The sequence below is a fragment of the Mesorhizobium sp. M0816 genome (genome assembly GCF_040320005.1).
In the GTDB taxonomy this organism is placed as follows: domain Bacteria; phylum Pseudomonadota; class Alphaproteobacteria; order Rhizobiales; family Rhizobiaceae; genus Mesorhizobium.
Map to the genome: position 1 here is coordinate 103,901 of NZ_JAMYOT010000010.1, position 14,425 is coordinate 118,325.

Sequence of the window (14,425 nt, forward strand, 5' to 3'; positions counted from 1 at the left end):
CGCTAAACCATCCGGCCTCATCCCACCTTAACCCCGTTCGCCTAGGCTCATCGCTTGGAAAAAGGGATCGGCGTGTCCATGCTCGTTGAACGCGAAGCCTCCATTGGGGAACCAACTTTGCTGGAGCGCCGCAGGGCGGAGCAGAACGACAAGCGCATTCTGGGCAATGTCGTGCAATGCGACGGCGCGCGCGCCACCATCAGCGCCTATGCCGACGATATCGAAGGCACGGTCACCGGCCTGTGGAGCGTCGGCAAGATGATCTCGATCAATCTCGGTACATCACGAACCGTCGGCCTGGTCTATGAAATCGGCAAGTCGGATCGTGCCTGGAGCAGCGAGGGCCAGAATCCGATCGAGGTCAGCATCGAATTGATCGGCGAGGTGCGCGACGGTGCCGAACCCGGCGCGAAGCCGATCTTCGACCGTGGCATCACAACCTACCCGCATATCGGCGCCATTGCCCATCGTATCCGCAGCCGCGACCTGCAGGCCGTCTACGATCTCGCCGGTCGTCATTCGATCACCATCGGCACGCTGTCGCAGGACGAGGCCATCGACGCCAATATCGCCATCGACGATACGCTGGCGCGCCATTTCGCCATTGTCGGCACCACCGGGGTTGGCAAATCGACCGCCGTGTCGCTGCTCTTGCGCAAATCGATCGCCGCCCGGCCCGACCTGCGCGTGCTCATCCTCGATCCACACAACGAGTTCGCCGCGTCGTTGCCCGAATATTGCGTCAGGGTCGATTCGACGACGCTCGACCTGCCCTTCTGGATGTTCAAGCTCGAGGAATTTGCCGAGGTGCTGTTTCGCGGCCGCGAGACGGTTCCGGAAGAGGTCGACGCCTTGCGCGATCTCATTCCCGCGGCCAAGAACCTCTACCGCAATCCGAACTCCGGCAACTATCTACGGCGCAGCACCGATGCGCTGACCGCCGACGCGCCGGTGCCCTATCGCATTGCCGACCTCATCAAGCTGGTCGACGAACGCATGGGATTGCTGGAAAGCAAGAACGATCGCCCGACCCTCAGGTCATTGAAGACACGTATCGAATCGGCGGCATCCGATCCGCGCTACCGTTTCATGTTCAACTCGCGCCTGATCGAGGACACCATCCACGAGACGATCGGCAACATCTTCCGCGTGCCGCATCACGGCCGCCCTGTGACCTGCTTCGAAATGGCCGGCATGCCGTCCGAGGTGGTCAATTCCGTATGCTCGGTGCTGGCGCGGCTGGCCTTCGACCTGGCGTTGTGGAGCGAGGGCCGCCTGCGGCTGCTCTTCCTGTGCGAGGAAGCGCATCGCTATATGCCGGCCGATCCGCGCCTCGGTTTCGCGCCGACGCGGCACGCGCTGTCGCGCATCGCCAAGGAAGGCCGCAAATATGGCTGCTATCTCGGCGTCGTCACCCAGCGCCCGGGCGAGCTCGACCCGACCATCCTGTCGCAGTGCTCGACGTTCTTTGCCATGCGGCTCGCCAACGATCAGGACCAGGCGATCATCCGGTCGGCGATTGCCGATTCCTCGGCTTCGACGCTGGCGTTCCTGTCTTCCATGGGCCAGCGCGAGGCCATCGCCTTCGGGGAAGGCGTGGCGACGACGATGCGGATGAAGTTTGAAAAGCTCTCCGAGGATTTGATCCCAGGCACGGCCAAGCGCGAGGACGCCTTGCCGTCCGAAACCGGCGACGAGGTCGACCTCGTGGCGATCGTCGAACGGCTGCGCAACGTGCCGAAATCACGACAGGCAATGCCTTTCGCGGAAGTCGTCGATTCGGGCCGGCAGGCCGGCGATTCGGACTATCGCAAGCCGTCGGCCGCACGCACCCAGCGAAACGACGATTTCGACTTGCGCTACGGCCTCAAGCCGGCGACCTTCGGCCTGCGTCCCCCAGAATGATTGAGCCGAGCGACTTTTAGGCAGCGCTCGCAGATATCAAAGCTGAGTTTCGATGGCTGTCTTGTCTATAACTGACCACACCTGGCGAATTTTCCCTCTCTGAAACTCATAAAATACGTTCTCGGCAAACGAAATTCTCTTCCCGCTTACATCGAGCCCAAGGAACGTTCCCCTTGGCGCGCAGTCGAAGCTTAGCCGGCTCGCTACATAAGGCGGATCGGCAACCAATAGCTGAATGTCGAAGTAAAGGTCCGGAATTTCGTCGAAGTCTCTCACCAACATTTCGAGATAGCCGGACAATCCGAGCTTGCGACCGTTGTGGGTCACTTCATCATGAACAAACCGCCCCAGATTTGGCCAATCCTGCTTGTTCAGGCATGCAATATAGCCTCGGTAAAGACCGGAGAGATCGGATTTAGTCACGGCAACACCTCTATTTCCGCCAAGCCCCGCAAAGGCAGCATCTCAGCTTGAATGGGTGACGTCGGTCTGCGTGCACCGGAAACACAGAAAACGATACCAGACGGCCGGCATCACGAATTCAATGACGGAATTTCAGGCACAGACGCGGTTGCGCCCTTGCCTCTTCGCCTCATAGAGCTGGCGATCGGCGCGGCGATAGAACTCCTCGGCGGTTTCCTTGCGATCCCAGACGGCAAGCCCGACGCTGGTGGTGATTTTCAGTCGGACATTGCCCGTCAGCACCGACATGTTGGCGATCGCCTTGCGGATGCGCTCCGCGAATTTGGATAGCAGCTCGGCGTCCATATTGGGCGTGACCACCGCGAACTCCTCGCCGCCCAGGCGCGCCACCACGTCGTGATAGCGTGTCATGTCCTTGAGACAGTTGGCGACCGCCCGCAACACCTCGTCGCCGACATCGTGGCCGTGGCTGTCGTTGACCTGCTTGAAATGGTCGAGGTCGAGGATCATCAGCCCTACTGGTTTCTCGATGCGACGGAACTCTTCGAGATATTCCTTCAGCGCATCGTCGAAATAACGCCGGTTCTGCATGCCGGTGAGGCTGTCGGTGAGCGCCGCATGCTCTAGCGTCTCCGAACGCGCGCTGAGCGAAACGGTCATGGCGCGCAGCTTGCCTTCTTCCGTCGCCTGCTTTCGGATCAGCGGGTAGATGAAGAAAATGCCGAAGAACAGCGCAGTCGCCAGCAGCACGCCCGTCGCAAACAGCAGCTTGTTGAGATAGACGATTTCATCGAGTTCCGAAGGCGTATTGCTAATGTCGGCGGCCAGGGTTTGCAGGAGCCCATAGGCGTAAAGCGTCACCAGGCCGGCGGCCAGGATCACAAAAATAAAGACGAAAAAGGCTGATTCCGCCTTGTGGAAACGCATCTGCTCCCCGTTGGAAAGTTCGTAACGATCTTATGGCATGCGGGAACTTACGGACAGTTAACCTGGACAACTTCAACGCGAAATGTCCCCTCGGTGTCGACTTTTCAGGTTGCGCTCGAAGGAGGGAGTGAGAGTATCGAGTCGATCCCCTCACCAGGACGCAATCTCTGCCATTCCGGGCCCAATTGGTGCCTGAACCAGGTCGCCTGCCGTTTGGCATATTGCCGCGTCGCGATTTTCGCGCGCTCGATGGCCTCGGGAAAACTGAAGGCGCCGGCCAGCGCGGCCTGAAGCTCGCGAACACCGATTGCTTTCATCGCCGGCAGGTCGGGATCGAGGCCGAGCGCTGAAAGCTGTTTCACCTCGTCCAGTGCCCCCTTGTCCAGCATGCGGTCGAAGCGAGCATCGATCCGCTCCACCAGCGCCGCTCGCTCCGGCTCGATGACGAAAAAGCGCGCGCTGCTCCTGTCGATCAACGGCCGGCCACGCGCGGCCTGCCAGTCCAGGATGGAACGCCCCGACGCGTCGAGCACCTCCAGCGCCCGCACGATGCGCTGGCCATCCGTCGGCTTAAGCATCATGCCGGCCGCAGAATCCTCGCGCAACAGGATGCGGTGCAATCTCACTGCGCCCTGTTCCTGGAGCTCGTAGCGCCAGCGATCGCGGATCGACTTCGGAATGTCGGGCATCTCCGAGATACCTTCCGTGAGCGCCCGGAAATAAAGCCCGGTACCGCCGACGAAAATCACTGGCCGCTCCGAGAGCGTGCCGTCGTCGATCAGCTTCGTGACATCACGCAACCAGGCGCCGGTGGAATAGGCGGTGGACGGATCGACGTGTCCATAAAGAAAGTGGGGGACGCGGGCGAGTTCGGCAGGACCAGGCCGCGCCGTCAGCACGTCGAGCACCGAATAGCCTTGCATAGAATCGGTGTTGACGATGACACCGCCATTGCGCTCGGCGAGGTCGAGTGCGAGCGCCGACTTGCCGCTGGCGGTCGGCCCGGCTATCAGGATCGCGTTCTTCACGCGGCCTTCGCCCGCCTGTCCGCTGGAATTTTCGATGCCGCTGATCGCCACGCTTCTATCCCATCCCGCCGGCCGCGCATTGACGCCGACGCTAGCGAATATGGCCTCGCGGTCGGTCGGCGCAAGCGCTGTTCGCTGGCTGGCCGAAGGCATCGCCTGCGAACTCGACTTGCCGGAGACCGCCGACGCTTCCGAAATAACGGCGCGCCTGCAGGCCGCGCTTGCTTCCGAACCGATCGACGTGGCCGTCCAGCCGGCTGAGAACAGGCGCAAGAAGATCCTGATCGCCGACATGGATTCGACAATGATCGACCAGGAATGCATCGACGAGCTTGCCGACGAGATCGGCGTCAAGGATCGCGTCGCCGCCATCACGGCGCGATCGATGAACGGCGAGATCGCATTCGAGCCGGCCTTGCGCGAGCGTGTGGCGCTGCTCAAGGATCTCGATGCCGCAATCATCGACCGCATCATCGACAATCGCCTGACGCTAGCCTCCGGCGGCCGCACGCTCGTCCAGACAATGGCGGCCAATGGCGCCTGGACGGCGCTGATCTCCGGTGGTTTCGACATCTTCACCACCCGCATCGCAGCATTGCTCGGCTTTCACGAAAATCGCGCCAACCGCCTGATCGAGCAGGATCGCCGCTTCACCGGCTTGGTCGCCGAACCGATCCTCGGCCGCGCCGCCAAGGCCGAAGCCCTTATCGAGATTTCCGCCCGCCTCGGCCTGACGCCTGCCGATGCCATTGCCGTCGGCGACGGCGCCAACGATCTCGACATGATCCGTCTTGCCGGCATCGGCGTCGCCTTGCATGCCAAGCCGGCCGTGGCAGCCGAGGCAAAGATCCGCATCGACCACGGCGACCTCACCGCCTTGCTTTATCTGCAGGGTTATCGCCGGGAGGAATTTGTCGAATGACGCCGATCCGCACCGAGCGCCTGATCCTGCGCAACTGGGGAGATCGTGACCGCGAGCTCTTCCATCGCATCAATTCCGACGAGCGCGTCATGGAATTCTTTCCGTTTCGGCGCGACCGTGCCCAGTCGGACGCCAAGATGGAGGAGTTGCGCGCGGCTATCGATCGCGACGGCTTCGGCTTCGCGGCCGCTGAGATCGCAGCCACAGGTGAATGCATCGGCTTCGTCGGCATAACCCGAACCGATCATTTGCCATTCCTGCCGCCCGGCACGATCGAGATCGGCTGGCGGCTGGCACCCGAATTCTGGGGCCGCGGCTATGTCACCGAAGCAGCCGAAGCCTGGCTGACCTATGGCTTTGAAAGACTTGGCCTCGACGAAATCGTGTCCTTCGCAGTCAAGGATAACAGCCGGTCCACTGCCGTCATGGAGCGCCTGGGCATGATCGCCGACCCGGCCTCCGACTTCGACCATCCCGGTGTTCCGGACAGCCACACCGCACTCAGGCGACATGTCTTCTACAGGCTGCCACGCACAGACTGGCAGGCAAGAAAAAGGGCGGCCCGCTAGCCGCCCTTTTTCGTTTCAAGATCAGAGTGTTGCAGGCTCTTCCGGACTCAATCCATCCGGATTGTCACAAACCTCAGCTCGCCGGTCTTCGACGCCAGCATCAAAAGCGCGTTCTTGCGCCCCTGCTCCTTCAGCGCGCCGATCCGGTCCATGACGTCCTTGGGCGTGGCGACCGATTCCTGCGCGATCTCGGTGATCACCTCGCCCGGCTGGATGCCGCGTTCGGCTGCCGCCGAATCCTTGGCGACGTCCGTCACGACGACGCCGGAGACATCGGTGGCGATGCCGAATTTCGTGCGCGTCTCCTCATTGAGCTCGCCGATCGTCATGCCGAGCACGGCAGCCGTCGAAACCGCAGGCGCCTTGTCGGCATCGTCCTGGTCGGTGTTGCCGTTTTCACCGCCGCTGGCAAGCTTTTCGCCGTCCTCAAGCCGGCCGAGCGTCACCTTGACGGTCTGCTCGACCCCTTTGCGCACGATGATCACGTCGACCGCCTTGCCGACCGGGCTCTCCGCCACGACGCGCGGCAGGTCGCGCATTTCATGGATGTCCTTGCCGTCGAATTTGATGATGACGTCGCCGGCCTGGATTGTGCCGTTGTCGACCGGCCCGCCCTTGATGACGCCGGCGACCAGCGCGCCCTTGGCGGTCGCCATGCCCAGGCTTTCGGCAATGTCGTCGGTCACCGGCTGGATGCGCACGCCGAGCCAGCCGCGCCGCGTCTCGCCGAACTGGCGAAGCTGGTCGACGACGCCCGAGGCAAGCTGCGACGGGATCGAGAAGCCGATGCCGATCGAGCCGCCCGATGGCGAGATGATTGCCGTGTTGATGCCGATGACCTCGCCGCTGCTGTTGAACAGCGGTCCGCCGGAATTGCCGCGGTTGATCGCGGCATCGGTCTGGATGAAGTCGTCATACGGGCCGGAATTGATGTCGCGATTGCGTGCCGAGACGATGCCGACCGTCACCGTGCCGCCGAGACCGAACGGATTGCCGATCGCCATCACCCAGTCGCCGACACGCATCGTGTTGGAATCGCCGAACTTCACCGCCGTCAGCTTGTGCCCTTTCGGATCGACCTTCAGCACCGCGACATCGGTCTTGGTGTCGGTGCCGACCAGCGTCGCCTTGAGCGTCACCCCATCGGAGAAATTCACCTCGATGTCGTCGGCATCGGCAATGACGTGGTTGTTGGTCACCACGATGCCCTGCTCGGCGTCGACCACGAAGCCGGAGCCCAGCGACTGCACCTTTTGGCCGCCGCCGCCCTTGTCGCCGCCACGGTTCTTGAAGAAATCGTCGAAGAAGTCCTGGAAGGGCGAGCCCTCCGGCAGCTGCGGCATCGGCACTGCGCCCGGCCCCTCAGTGCCTTTAACAGTCTGCGACGTCGAGATGTTGACCACGGCGCCAAGCAGGCCGGCGGCGAGATCGGCAACCGAGGGCGGCCCGTCGGCTGCCATCGTCGGCGCCACGAACGACGGAACGGCAACGGCGCCGACCAGAAGCGCAGCGGCCCCGGCGATGAACGTCCGCCTCGCTGCACGCAGAAGGGTGGTGGATGTCATCGAAAGGCCTCCGGGTGTTCTGAAAAAAACCGCTTCGGCAAAAATGCCGGTCCGCGTCATGTTGGCAAGAAATAAGGCACGTTTGCGGCTATGGCTACCGCCAGAGGATAAATCCTCCGTTACGCCGGCGCCCCTGCACCGGCCCTACTGGCCGGTGCCTGGCTGTGCCGCCGGTGCGGCGGGAGCGGCAGGTGCTGGCGCTGGTGCCGCCGGTGCCACAGGCGTTTCCTTGCTGTTCGGGTCGCGGAAGAAGCGGAAGAACTCGGAATTCGGCGACAGCACCATCGTCGTTCCGGCGCTGTTCAGCGCCGTGCCATAGGCATTCATCGACCGATAGAAATCGAAGAAGGCCGGATCGCGCAGATAGGCCCCGGCAAACGTGGCACTGCGCTGGGCTTCACCTTCACCCCGCAGGATTTCAGACTCTTTTTGCGCTTCGGCGACGATTTCGACCACTTCGCGGTCGGCGCGAGCCCTGATCCGCTGCGCTGCCTCGTTGCCGCGCGCTCTCAGCCGCTCGGCTTCGGCGAGACGTTCGGCCTTCATGCGGTCGAAGGTCTGCTGCGAGACTTCGGCCGTGAGATCGGTGCGGCGGATGCGGACATCCTCGATCTGCAGGCCAAGCGAGGTGGCATCGGGCCTCAGCTGATCGCGCACCTCGCGCATCATCACCGCGCGCTCTTCCGAGAGCGCCGCCTCGAAGTCTCGCAGGCCATAGACGCGGCGCAAGGCGGCGTCGAGACGCGTCCTAAGCCGGGCCTCGGCCAGTTCGATCTGGCCGGACACCGCGGCGCGGAACACGCGCGGATCCGAGATACGATAGGCGATAAAGGCATCGACTTCATAGAACTTGCCGCCCGAAACCTGGACGCGGATGTTGTCGAGGTCGAAGCGCAGGACCCTGTTTTCGATCAGCTGGACGGTGTCGGCATCGAAGAAGGAGAATGGCGCCTTGAAATAGATGCCCGGCTGGTTCTTGACGTCGACGATTTCGCCGAACCTGAGCACCAGCGCCTGCTGGCGCGCATTGACGACGAAGACCGACGAATAGAGCAGGAACAGGATGACCGCGGCGATGACCGCAATGACGGGAAGACGGTTGGCCATCACTGGTTTCCTCCGGTGGCCGGTGCCGGCGCCTTCTGCTGCAATGCCGGCAGCGGCAGGTAGGGAACGACCCCTTGCCCGTTGCCTTGCTCGACGATGACCTTGCTCGAATCCTTCAGCACCCTCTCCATCGTTTCCAGGTAGAGTCGCTTGCGCGTCACCTCCGGCGCCTTGGCATATTCGTCATAAACCGAGATGAAGCGCTGCGCCTCGCCTTCGGCCTCCTGCACGACCCGGTTTTTGTAGGCGGCCGCGTCTTCGCGGATCTGTGCGGCCGCACCGCGTGCCTGGCCGAGTTTCTGATTGGAATACTGATTGGCCTGCTCGACGAACTTGTCCTCGTCCTGCTCGGCGCGCTGCACCTCGTCGAACGCGTCTGCCACCTCGCGCGGTGGCGCGGCGTCCTCGATCGAAATGGCGTTGACGTTGAGGCCGGCCTTGTAACCGTCCAGCGTGGTCTGGATGATCTCACGCACCGACGCCGCGATGCCTTGCCGGTCGTCGCGGAAAATGTCTTGCGCCGGGCGCCGGCCGACCGCTTCGCGCATCGCGCTTTCGGCGACCTGCTGCAGCATGCCGTCCGGGTCGGACACGTCGAACAGATAGGCCTTAGGGTCGGAGACCTGATAGGCCACAGAGAACTGCACATTGACGATGTTCTGGTCGCCGGAAAGCATCAGGCCATTGCCGCTGGAACTGCCGCCGCCGATACTGACAAGCTGCTCGGCGATGTTGGCGGTCTCGACCGTTTCGATGGGCCACCAATGGAAATGCAGGCCAGGCTGCGACAGCTCCGCCTTCGGCTTGCCGAACCTGAGTTCCACCGCAACTTCGTCGGGCTGCACGGTGTAGACCGCCTTGAACGCCCATAGCACCACCAGCGCCGCGGCAATCAGCCCGAACACGGCAGGGCTCGCGCCACCGCCGCCCGGCAGCGCGCGCCGCAACCTGTCCTGCCCGCGCCGGATGATATCCTCGAGATCGGGAGGCGAGCCCTGCGGGCCGCTGGGTCCTTTTGGTCCCTGACCCCAAGGCCCCTGATTGTTGCCGCCGCCCCACGGGCCGCCGCCGCCGCTCTTGTCGTTCCAGGGCATGAATGTCCTTTCGCTTGGAATTCCCTCAAGCGCCGGCTCACCGGCGCAAAATCCAATATTATTATTCTATAGGGATGCAGCGGCACGCTTTCAACGCGATCGGCTGCCGCCACTGTCCGCCTTTTGGGTCCATCTAGACCTGTCGCGACCCCTTTGTCGCCTTCAATGCACGTCGCGGCGCCGCTCGTAAACCGAATAGCGTGTCGCATGGCTGTCCTTTTCGCCAGCCTCCACCTCCTGCGAGCGGACGATCCGCCACAGCGCCGGATCGATCGGCGGGAAATGGGCATCGCCGTCGACCGCGGCCAGAACATGGGTCACGTGCAGCCGATCGGCCAACGGCAGCGCCTGAGCGTAGATCTCGCCGCCGCCGATGACGCAGATCTCGTCGGCGCCGGCCATGCAGCGCCCGCGCACCGTCGCCAGCGCGATTGCGTCCTCGATCGAGTGCGCGACTTCGACGCCCTCGGCGCGCCATGCCCTATCTCGTGTCACCACGATGTTGAGCCTGCCCGGCAATGGGCGGCCGATGCCTTCATAGGTCTTGCGGCCCATGATGATGGGCTTGCCCATCGTATCGGCTTTGAACCGCTTGAGATCGGTGGACAGCCGCCACGGCAACCCACCCTCGCGCCCGATCACGCCGTTCTCGGCGATGGCGACATAAATCGCGAGGTCCATCAGCCGCCGTTTCCGCCATCGGATGGCTCCAGCAGCAATATGTCGATATCGTGCTCGGGGTAGAAGTTATGCGCCTTCATCTCGAACGTCGTCGGTCCGATCTTCCTGACGTTTTCGCCGCAAAACGAGACCAGGTTCTTCGCATCGCCCTTGTCGACGGTCAGCTTGAAACTGCCGATGTTTCCCGACGCCCAGTTGCCGCCCGTGGTCAGGATATAGGCGATGCGGTTCTCGAAATATTTGGGGTAGCCGTCGGGATCGTCCTTGGCTGCCTTGCGCACGGCATTCTCGAAGGCATCGTCCATGCAGTAGCGTGTCTTGTAGGCGGCATACTGACCCTGGAACTGGCCGTCATAGAAGAAGCTGACCGAGGAGGTGCCGCCGACGCTCGGCTTGTAGCGATGCGAGACATGGACCGCCTTGTTGGCCGGAAACGTCGAGCGCCACCAATAGGTCGAGCGCAATTGCCAGAACGGCGTATAGACGGTCTTCATGCCCGAACCGTCGTCGGCAGTGTCCTCGATGATGATGCCGCGGTTGACCCAGTCGTCGGCGACCGCTTGCGGCAGCTTTGCCAGCGCTGCCTTGGCCGCATCGCCGAACGGATAGAACGGCACGCCCTGCGCCTTCAGGTCAGCGCCGATGTCGATGCCGAGCGCGACCACCTTCTGCTCGAGCTGCGGCTTTGCCGGCACCCCGTCGATCGTCACTTCGAAGCCGAGGAAATTGTCGCTCTGCGCCTCCGGAATCGCCGGTATTTCTTCGGGGTCGCCTTCGATGTCGGGCATCGGAAAGGCGACGATCGCATCGACATCCTTGTCGGTGTTGTTGCGGAAGACGTAATCGACCATCACTTTTTCCGGCGAGATGTAGAGATCCTCGCTTTCCATCGCCACCGCATCGCTGCGCGAAAGGATCAGCCCACCGGTGCCGAGTTCGGCGACCGAATCATTGGCGAGCGCAGGCGTAGCCGAGAGCGCCAAGGCTGCGGTCAGGACGTAACGGAACATGGAAACTCCCCCGGCGAGAATGCCAACATGACTCTAGCTGTTCAATGTGGCGTTTCAAAGCCTTTCGGCAAATGCGCCGGCGCCTGCCGGCATGTCGTGTCGGTCTAGACACGCCGGTCCCGATCGGGCAGGAGTTCGCCCATGCGCAAGCTTCTCGTCATCGGCATCGGCGCCGGCAATCCGGAGCACATGACGGTCCAGGCCATTAACGGTCTCAATCGGGCCGACGTGCTGTTCATTCCCGACAAGGGCGCCAAGAAGAACGATCTCGCCGAATTGCGCCGCCAGATCTGCGACCGCTTCGTCATTAATCCGAATTCGCGCCGTGTCGAATTCGAGGTGCCGGTGCGCGCCGAGCCGGCGCCTTCCTACCGCTCGACCGTCGACGACTGGCACGAGGCGATCGCCGCGATCTACGAAGGCCTGATCCGCGCCGAACTCCCTGAAGATGGCTGCGGCGCCTTCCTGATCTGGGGCGATCCGTCGCTCTACGACAGTGCGCTGCGCATCCTCGACCGCGTGCGCCTCAGAGGCAATGTAGCGTTCGAGCTGGAGGTCATCCCTGGCATCACCGCCATCCAGGCACTCGCAGCCAGCCACAAAATGGCATTGAACCGGATCGGCGACGCCATTTTGATCACCACCGGCCGCCGGCTCGCCGAGGAAGGTCTGCCCGAAAACGCCGGCAGCACCATCGTCATGCTGGACGGCAAATGCGCCTTCAACACGCTGGACGACAACGACGTCACCGTCCACTGGGGCGCCTATCTCGGGACGCCCGACGAGATCGTCATCTCGGGCCGGATTGGCGACGTCGGCGACAAGATCGTGAGCACCCGTGAGCAGGCCCGCCGGAAAAAAGGCTGGATTATGGACACCTATCTGCTGCGCAAGCCGGGCGAGCCTAAGAAGTAACAGGGATCACACGCGGCATGAATTCCGCCGGCGTCACGCTGCGTCGATCTCGGCCTGCAGCGCCTCCATATGCGCCGCCGCTGCTGAAGACGCAGCCCGCTCGATCGCGCGGAAGCGGCTGACCACAGCAAGCCCGACCGACGTCAACTGGGCGCCACCGCCTTTTTTGCCGCCCGTCTGTGCCGCAACCAGCGGCTTGCCGAACACGCGGTTCATGTCTTCGACCAGATCCCAGGCGTGCTTGTAGGACATCTCCATGCCGCGTGCCGCGGCCGAAATCGAGCCGAAGGCGGCGATCTGTTCCAGAAGCTCGATCTTGCCCGGTCCGATGCGGCCATCTGGATCGAGATTTATCCGCAAACTCAGCGACGGCATTTGCTCCTCCGCGGTGACGCTATTCTACAAGTTCTGCAGCGATACCGCTATTCCAAAACGATATAGCGAATCATCGGCCGTTCACTCATCCGCCTCGGCGGGCAGGCCGGCGCCGGTATTCGCCCGGTCGAAGCTCACCGTCTTGACCACGGCGAAGACCTGTCGACCAAGCCGAAGCCCCAGTGTCTGCCGCGACTGTTTGGTGATGCGGGCAAGCACGGTTGCGCCATTGCAGTCGAGGCCAATCTCGACCGTAGGCCCTTCGCCCGGCTCTATCGCCACGATCGTGCCCGGCAATATGTTGAGCGCGCTGAGGCCAACCGGCTGCTCGGTGGCGATCATCACGTCGCGGGCACGGATGCGGACGCGCACCGGCGCACCGGCTGGCGTTGCCAGAAGCGGCACCCGGATCTCGCCCGCCAATGAGCCTAGCACCGTCATGCCAAAGGCTTCGTCGTGGCGCAGAACCGCGGTATCCAGCACGGCACCGCCCTCGCCGCGCTCTTCGGCCGGCAATAGATCCAGACGCTGCATGATCGCTCCGGTCGGACCGGAAGCGGCGACCTTTCCTTGCATCAGCACCACGACGTCGCTCGCCAGCCGCGCCACTTCGGCGATCGAGTGGCTGACATAGACGATCGGGATTTTCGTCTCGTCGCGCAGCCGCTCGATATAAGGCAAGATCTCGGCCTTGCGCCCCTCGTCGAGCGAAGCCAGCGGCTCGTCCATCAGCAGCAATTTCGGACTGGCAAGCAGCGCCCTGCCGATTGCCACACGCTGCTTCTCGCCACCGGAGAGTTTTGCCGGCCGCCGGTCGAGCAAATGGCCGATCCCGAGCAGTTCGACCACGCCATTGATGTCCGCGTAACGCTCAGCAGCCGGCGTGAACCAGCGGCCATAGCGCAGATTGCTCGCCACGCTCATATGCGGAAACAGCCGCGCATCCTGGAACACCATGCCGATCCGCCGCTTGTGCTTCGGCACGAACAGGCCGGCGTCGCTATCGACCAGCACGCGGCCCTCGGCCGCGATACGACCTTTGTCGGGGCGGATCAGCCCGGCAATCAAATTGATCAGCGTCGTCTTTCCGGAGCCGGAAGGCCCGAACAGCGCAGTCAGCCGCCCGGCGCTTTCGAAGCGGGCATTGACGGTGAAACCGCCAAGCCGGTGGCTGATGTCGACCTGAACCGTCATTCGATGTCCATCCGCCGGCCGACGCGCCGCGCCAGCACTTCCGAGGCAACAAGTGCCGCCATCGAGATGACGATCGAGATCAGCGTCAGCCTGAGCGCGCCGGCGTCGCCGCCGGGAACCTGCGTGAAAGTGTAGATCGCCGACGGTAGCGTCTGCGTCTCGTTCGGAATGTTGGAGACAAAGGTGATCGTCGCGCCGAATTCGCCCATCGCCTTGGCGAAGGAGAGGATCGCACCGGCGATCAGGCCGGGCAGGATAAGCGGCAGCGTGATCGTGCCGAATACCCATAGCGGATTGGCGCCGAGCGTGCCGGCGGCCGCCTCGATTTTGCGGTCGACGGCCTCGATCGACAGCCGGATGGCCCGCACCATCAGCGGAAAGCCCATCACGCCGCAGGCGAGCGCGGCGCCAGTCCAGCGGAAGGAAAAAACGATGCCGAAATGTTCGGCCAGGAAAGCGCCGGCCGGACCACGCTTGCCGAAAGTCAAAAGCAGCAAATAGCCGGTCACCACCGGCGGCAGGATCAGCGGCAGATGCACCAGACCATTGAGCAGCGTCTTGCCCCAGAACTGGCCGCGGGCAAGCACAAGTGCGATCAGAATGCCCGGCGGCAGGCTGGCAATCATCGCCACGGTCGCCACCTTGATCGACAGCCGGACCGCATTCCATTCGTCGGGAGCGAGATCCAGCAGCCAGTTCATGTGCGGTGC

At 63.0% G+C, this 14,425-nt stretch carries 15 protein-coding genes; 4 read left to right on the forward strand and 11 right to left on the reverse strand.

Going from position 1 to position 14,425, the window contains the following annotated elements; translation table 11 throughout:
• Nucleotides 1–78: 78 nt before the first annotated feature.
• Entirely contained in the window at nt 79–1,905 is a 1,827-nt protein-coding gene (locus tag NKI17_RS17690) for an ATP-binding protein (protein WP_352786721.1), read from the forward strand.
• 36 nt (nt 1,906–1,941) lie between these two features.
• On the opposite strand, the gene NKI17_RS17695 is transcribed toward NKI17_RS17690, so the two are convergent.
• From NKI17_RS17695 to miaA, 3 genes are all read right to left on the reverse strand, one after another.
• On the reverse strand, nt 1,942–2,328 hold the full coding sequence (locus tag NKI17_RS17695) for an ester cyclase (protein WP_023676687.1): 387 nt from the start codon (nt 2,326–2,328) through the stop codon (nt 1,942–1,944).
• A 132-nt stretch (nt 2,329–2,460) separates the two neighbouring features.
• Nucleotides 2,461–3,255, reverse strand: coding sequence for a GGDEF domain-containing protein (locus tag NKI17_RS17700; RefSeq protein ID WP_023676688.1), 795 nt, complete (start codon nt 3,253–3,255; stop codon nt 2,461–2,463).
• Between the two features lie 104 nt (nt 3,256–3,359).
• Nucleotides 3,360–4,328, reverse strand: a complete 969-nt coding sequence (gene miaA / locus NKI17_RS17705; RefSeq protein ID WP_352636690.1) for a tRNA (adenosine(37)-N6)-dimethylallyltransferase MiaA — start codon at nt 4,326–4,328, stop codon at nt 3,360–3,362.
• On the opposite strand from miaA, the gene serB reads away from it, so the two are divergent.
• Together serB and NKI17_RS17715 are read left to right on the forward strand one after the other, a co-directional pair.
• Nucleotides 4,318–5,205, forward strand: coding sequence for a phosphoserine phosphatase SerB (gene serB, locus NKI17_RS17710; RefSeq protein ID WP_023676799.1), 888 nt, complete (start codon nt 4,318–4,320; stop codon nt 5,203–5,205). The genes miaA and serB overlap by 11 nt on opposite strands.
• Nucleotides 5,202–5,774, forward strand: a complete 573-nt coding sequence (locus NKI17_RS17715; protein ID WP_023676690.1) for a GNAT family N-acetyltransferase — start codon at nt 5,202–5,204, stop codon at nt 5,772–5,774. The genes serB and NKI17_RS17715 overlap by 4 nt, the downstream gene beginning before the upstream one ends.
• 47 nt (nt 5,775–5,821) lie before the next feature.
• Here NKI17_RS17715 and NKI17_RS17720 read toward each other — a convergent pair whose 3' ends face one another.
• From NKI17_RS17720 to NKI17_RS17740, 5 genes are all read right to left on the reverse strand, one after another.
• Nucleotides 5,822–7,339: a DegQ family serine endoprotease gene (locus tag NKI17_RS17720; RefSeq protein WP_023676691.1), complete on the reverse strand. Its 1,518-nt coding sequence runs from the start codon at nt 7,337–7,339 to the stop codon at nt 5,822–5,824.
• A 144-nt stretch (nt 7,340–7,483) separates the two neighbouring features.
• Nucleotides 7,484–8,446, reverse strand: a complete 963-nt coding sequence (gene hflC / locus NKI17_RS17725; RefSeq protein ID WP_352644869.1) for a protease modulator HflC — start codon at nt 8,444–8,446, stop codon at nt 7,484–7,486.
• Nucleotides 8,446–9,540, reverse strand: coding sequence for an FtsH protease activity modulator HflK (hflK, locus tag NKI17_RS17730; RefSeq protein ID WP_023676693.1), 1,095 nt, complete (start codon nt 9,538–9,540; stop codon nt 8,446–8,448). The genes hflC and hflK overlap by 1 nt, the downstream gene beginning before the upstream one ends.
• 162 nt (nt 9,541–9,702) lie before the next feature.
• Complete coding sequence (locus NKI17_RS17735) at nt 9,703–10,221, reverse strand: dihydrofolate reductase (RefSeq protein WP_023676694.1); 519 nt, start codon at nt 10,219–10,221, stop codon at nt 9,703–9,705.
• A complete protein-coding gene (locus tag NKI17_RS17740; protein ID WP_352644871.1) occupies nt 10,221–11,231 on the reverse strand; it encodes a DUF4424 domain-containing protein in 1,011 nt (336 codons plus the stop codon). The genes NKI17_RS17735 and NKI17_RS17740 overlap by 1 nt, the downstream gene beginning before the upstream one ends.
• Before the next feature lie 141 nt (nt 11,232–11,372).
• On the opposite strand from NKI17_RS17740, the gene cobF reads away from it, so the two are divergent.
• Nucleotides 11,373–12,146, forward strand: coding sequence for a precorrin-6A synthase (deacetylating) (gene cobF, locus NKI17_RS17745; protein ID WP_352644873.1), 774 nt, complete (start codon nt 11,373–11,375; stop codon nt 12,144–12,146).
• Nucleotides 12,147–12,179: 33 nt separating this feature from the next.
• On the opposite strand, the gene NKI17_RS17750 is transcribed toward cobF, so the two are convergent.
• The 3 genes from NKI17_RS17750 to modB all read right to left on the reverse strand — a co-directional run bounded on the left by NKI17_RS17750 (nt 12,180) and on the right by modB (nt 14,416).
• Nucleotides 12,180–12,521, reverse strand: a complete 342-nt coding sequence (locus NKI17_RS17750) for a winged helix-turn-helix domain-containing protein (RefSeq protein ID WP_023676697.1) — start codon at nt 12,519–12,521, stop codon at nt 12,180–12,182.
• A gap of 81 nt (nt 12,522–12,602) precedes the next feature.
• The gene (modC, locus tag NKI17_RS17755; RefSeq protein WP_352906426.1) at nt 12,603–13,715 is read right to left on the reverse strand and encodes a molybdenum ABC transporter ATP-binding protein; all 1,113 of its coding nucleotides are present in this window, start codon (nt 13,713–13,715) and stop codon (nt 12,603–12,605) included.
• Nucleotides 13,712–14,416 carry a molybdate ABC transporter permease subunit gene (gene modB / locus NKI17_RS17760; RefSeq protein ID WP_023676699.1) on the reverse strand — a complete coding sequence of 235 codons (705 nt, stop codon included), beginning with the start codon at nt 14,414–14,416 and terminating at the stop codon, nt 13,712–13,714. Before modB ends, modC begins: the two co-directional genes overlap by 4 nt.
• Nucleotides 14,417–14,425: the final 9 nt, after the last annotated feature.

Coding starts and splice junctions, on each gene's coding strand:
- serB (WP_023676799.1), top strand. CDS start 4,318: ATGCCGCTGATCGCCACGCTTCTATCCCATCCCGCCGGCCGCGCATTG.
- NKI17_RS17690 (WP_352786721.1), top strand. CDS start 79: ATGCTCGTTGAACGCGAAGCCTCCATTGGGGAACCAACTTTGCTGGAG.
- NKI17_RS17740 (WP_352644871.1), bottom strand. CDS start 11,231: ATGTTCCGTTACGTCCTGACCGCAGCCTTGGCGCTCTCGGCTACGCCT.
- modC (WP_352906426.1), bottom strand. CDS start 13,715: ATGACGGTTCAGGTCGACATCAGCCACCGGCTTGGCGGTTTCACCGTC.
- cobF (WP_352644873.1), top strand. CDS start 11,373: ATGCGCAAGCTTCTCGTCATCGGCATCGGCGCCGGCAATCCGGAGCAC.
- modB (WP_023676699.1), bottom strand. CDS start 14,416: ATGAACTGGCTGCTGGATCTCGCTCCCGACGAATGGAATGCGGTCCGG.
- NKI17_RS17750 (WP_023676697.1), bottom strand. CDS start 12,521: ATGCCGTCGCTGAGTTTGCGGATAAATCTCGATCCAGATGGCCGCATC.
- hflC (WP_352644869.1), bottom strand. CDS start 8,446: ATGGCCAACCGTCTTCCCGTCATTGCGGTCATCGCCGCGGTCATCCTG.
- NKI17_RS17735 (WP_023676694.1), bottom strand. CDS start 10,221: ATGGACCTCGCGATTTATGTCGCCATCGCCGAGAACGGCGTGATCGGG.
- NKI17_RS17720 (WP_023676691.1), bottom strand. CDS start 7,339: ATGACATCCACCACCCTTCTGCGTGCAGCGAGGCGGACGTTCATCGCC.
- NKI17_RS17715 (WP_023676690.1), top strand. CDS start 5,202: ATGACGCCGATCCGCACCGAGCGCCTGATCCTGCGCAACTGGGGAGAT.
- NKI17_RS17700 (WP_023676688.1), bottom strand. CDS start 3,255: ATGCGTTTCCACAAGGCGGAATCAGCCTTTTTCGTCTTTATTTTTGTG.
- hflK (WP_023676693.1), bottom strand. CDS start 9,540: ATGCCCTGGAACGACAAGAGCGGCGGCGGCGGCCCGTGGGGCGGCGGC.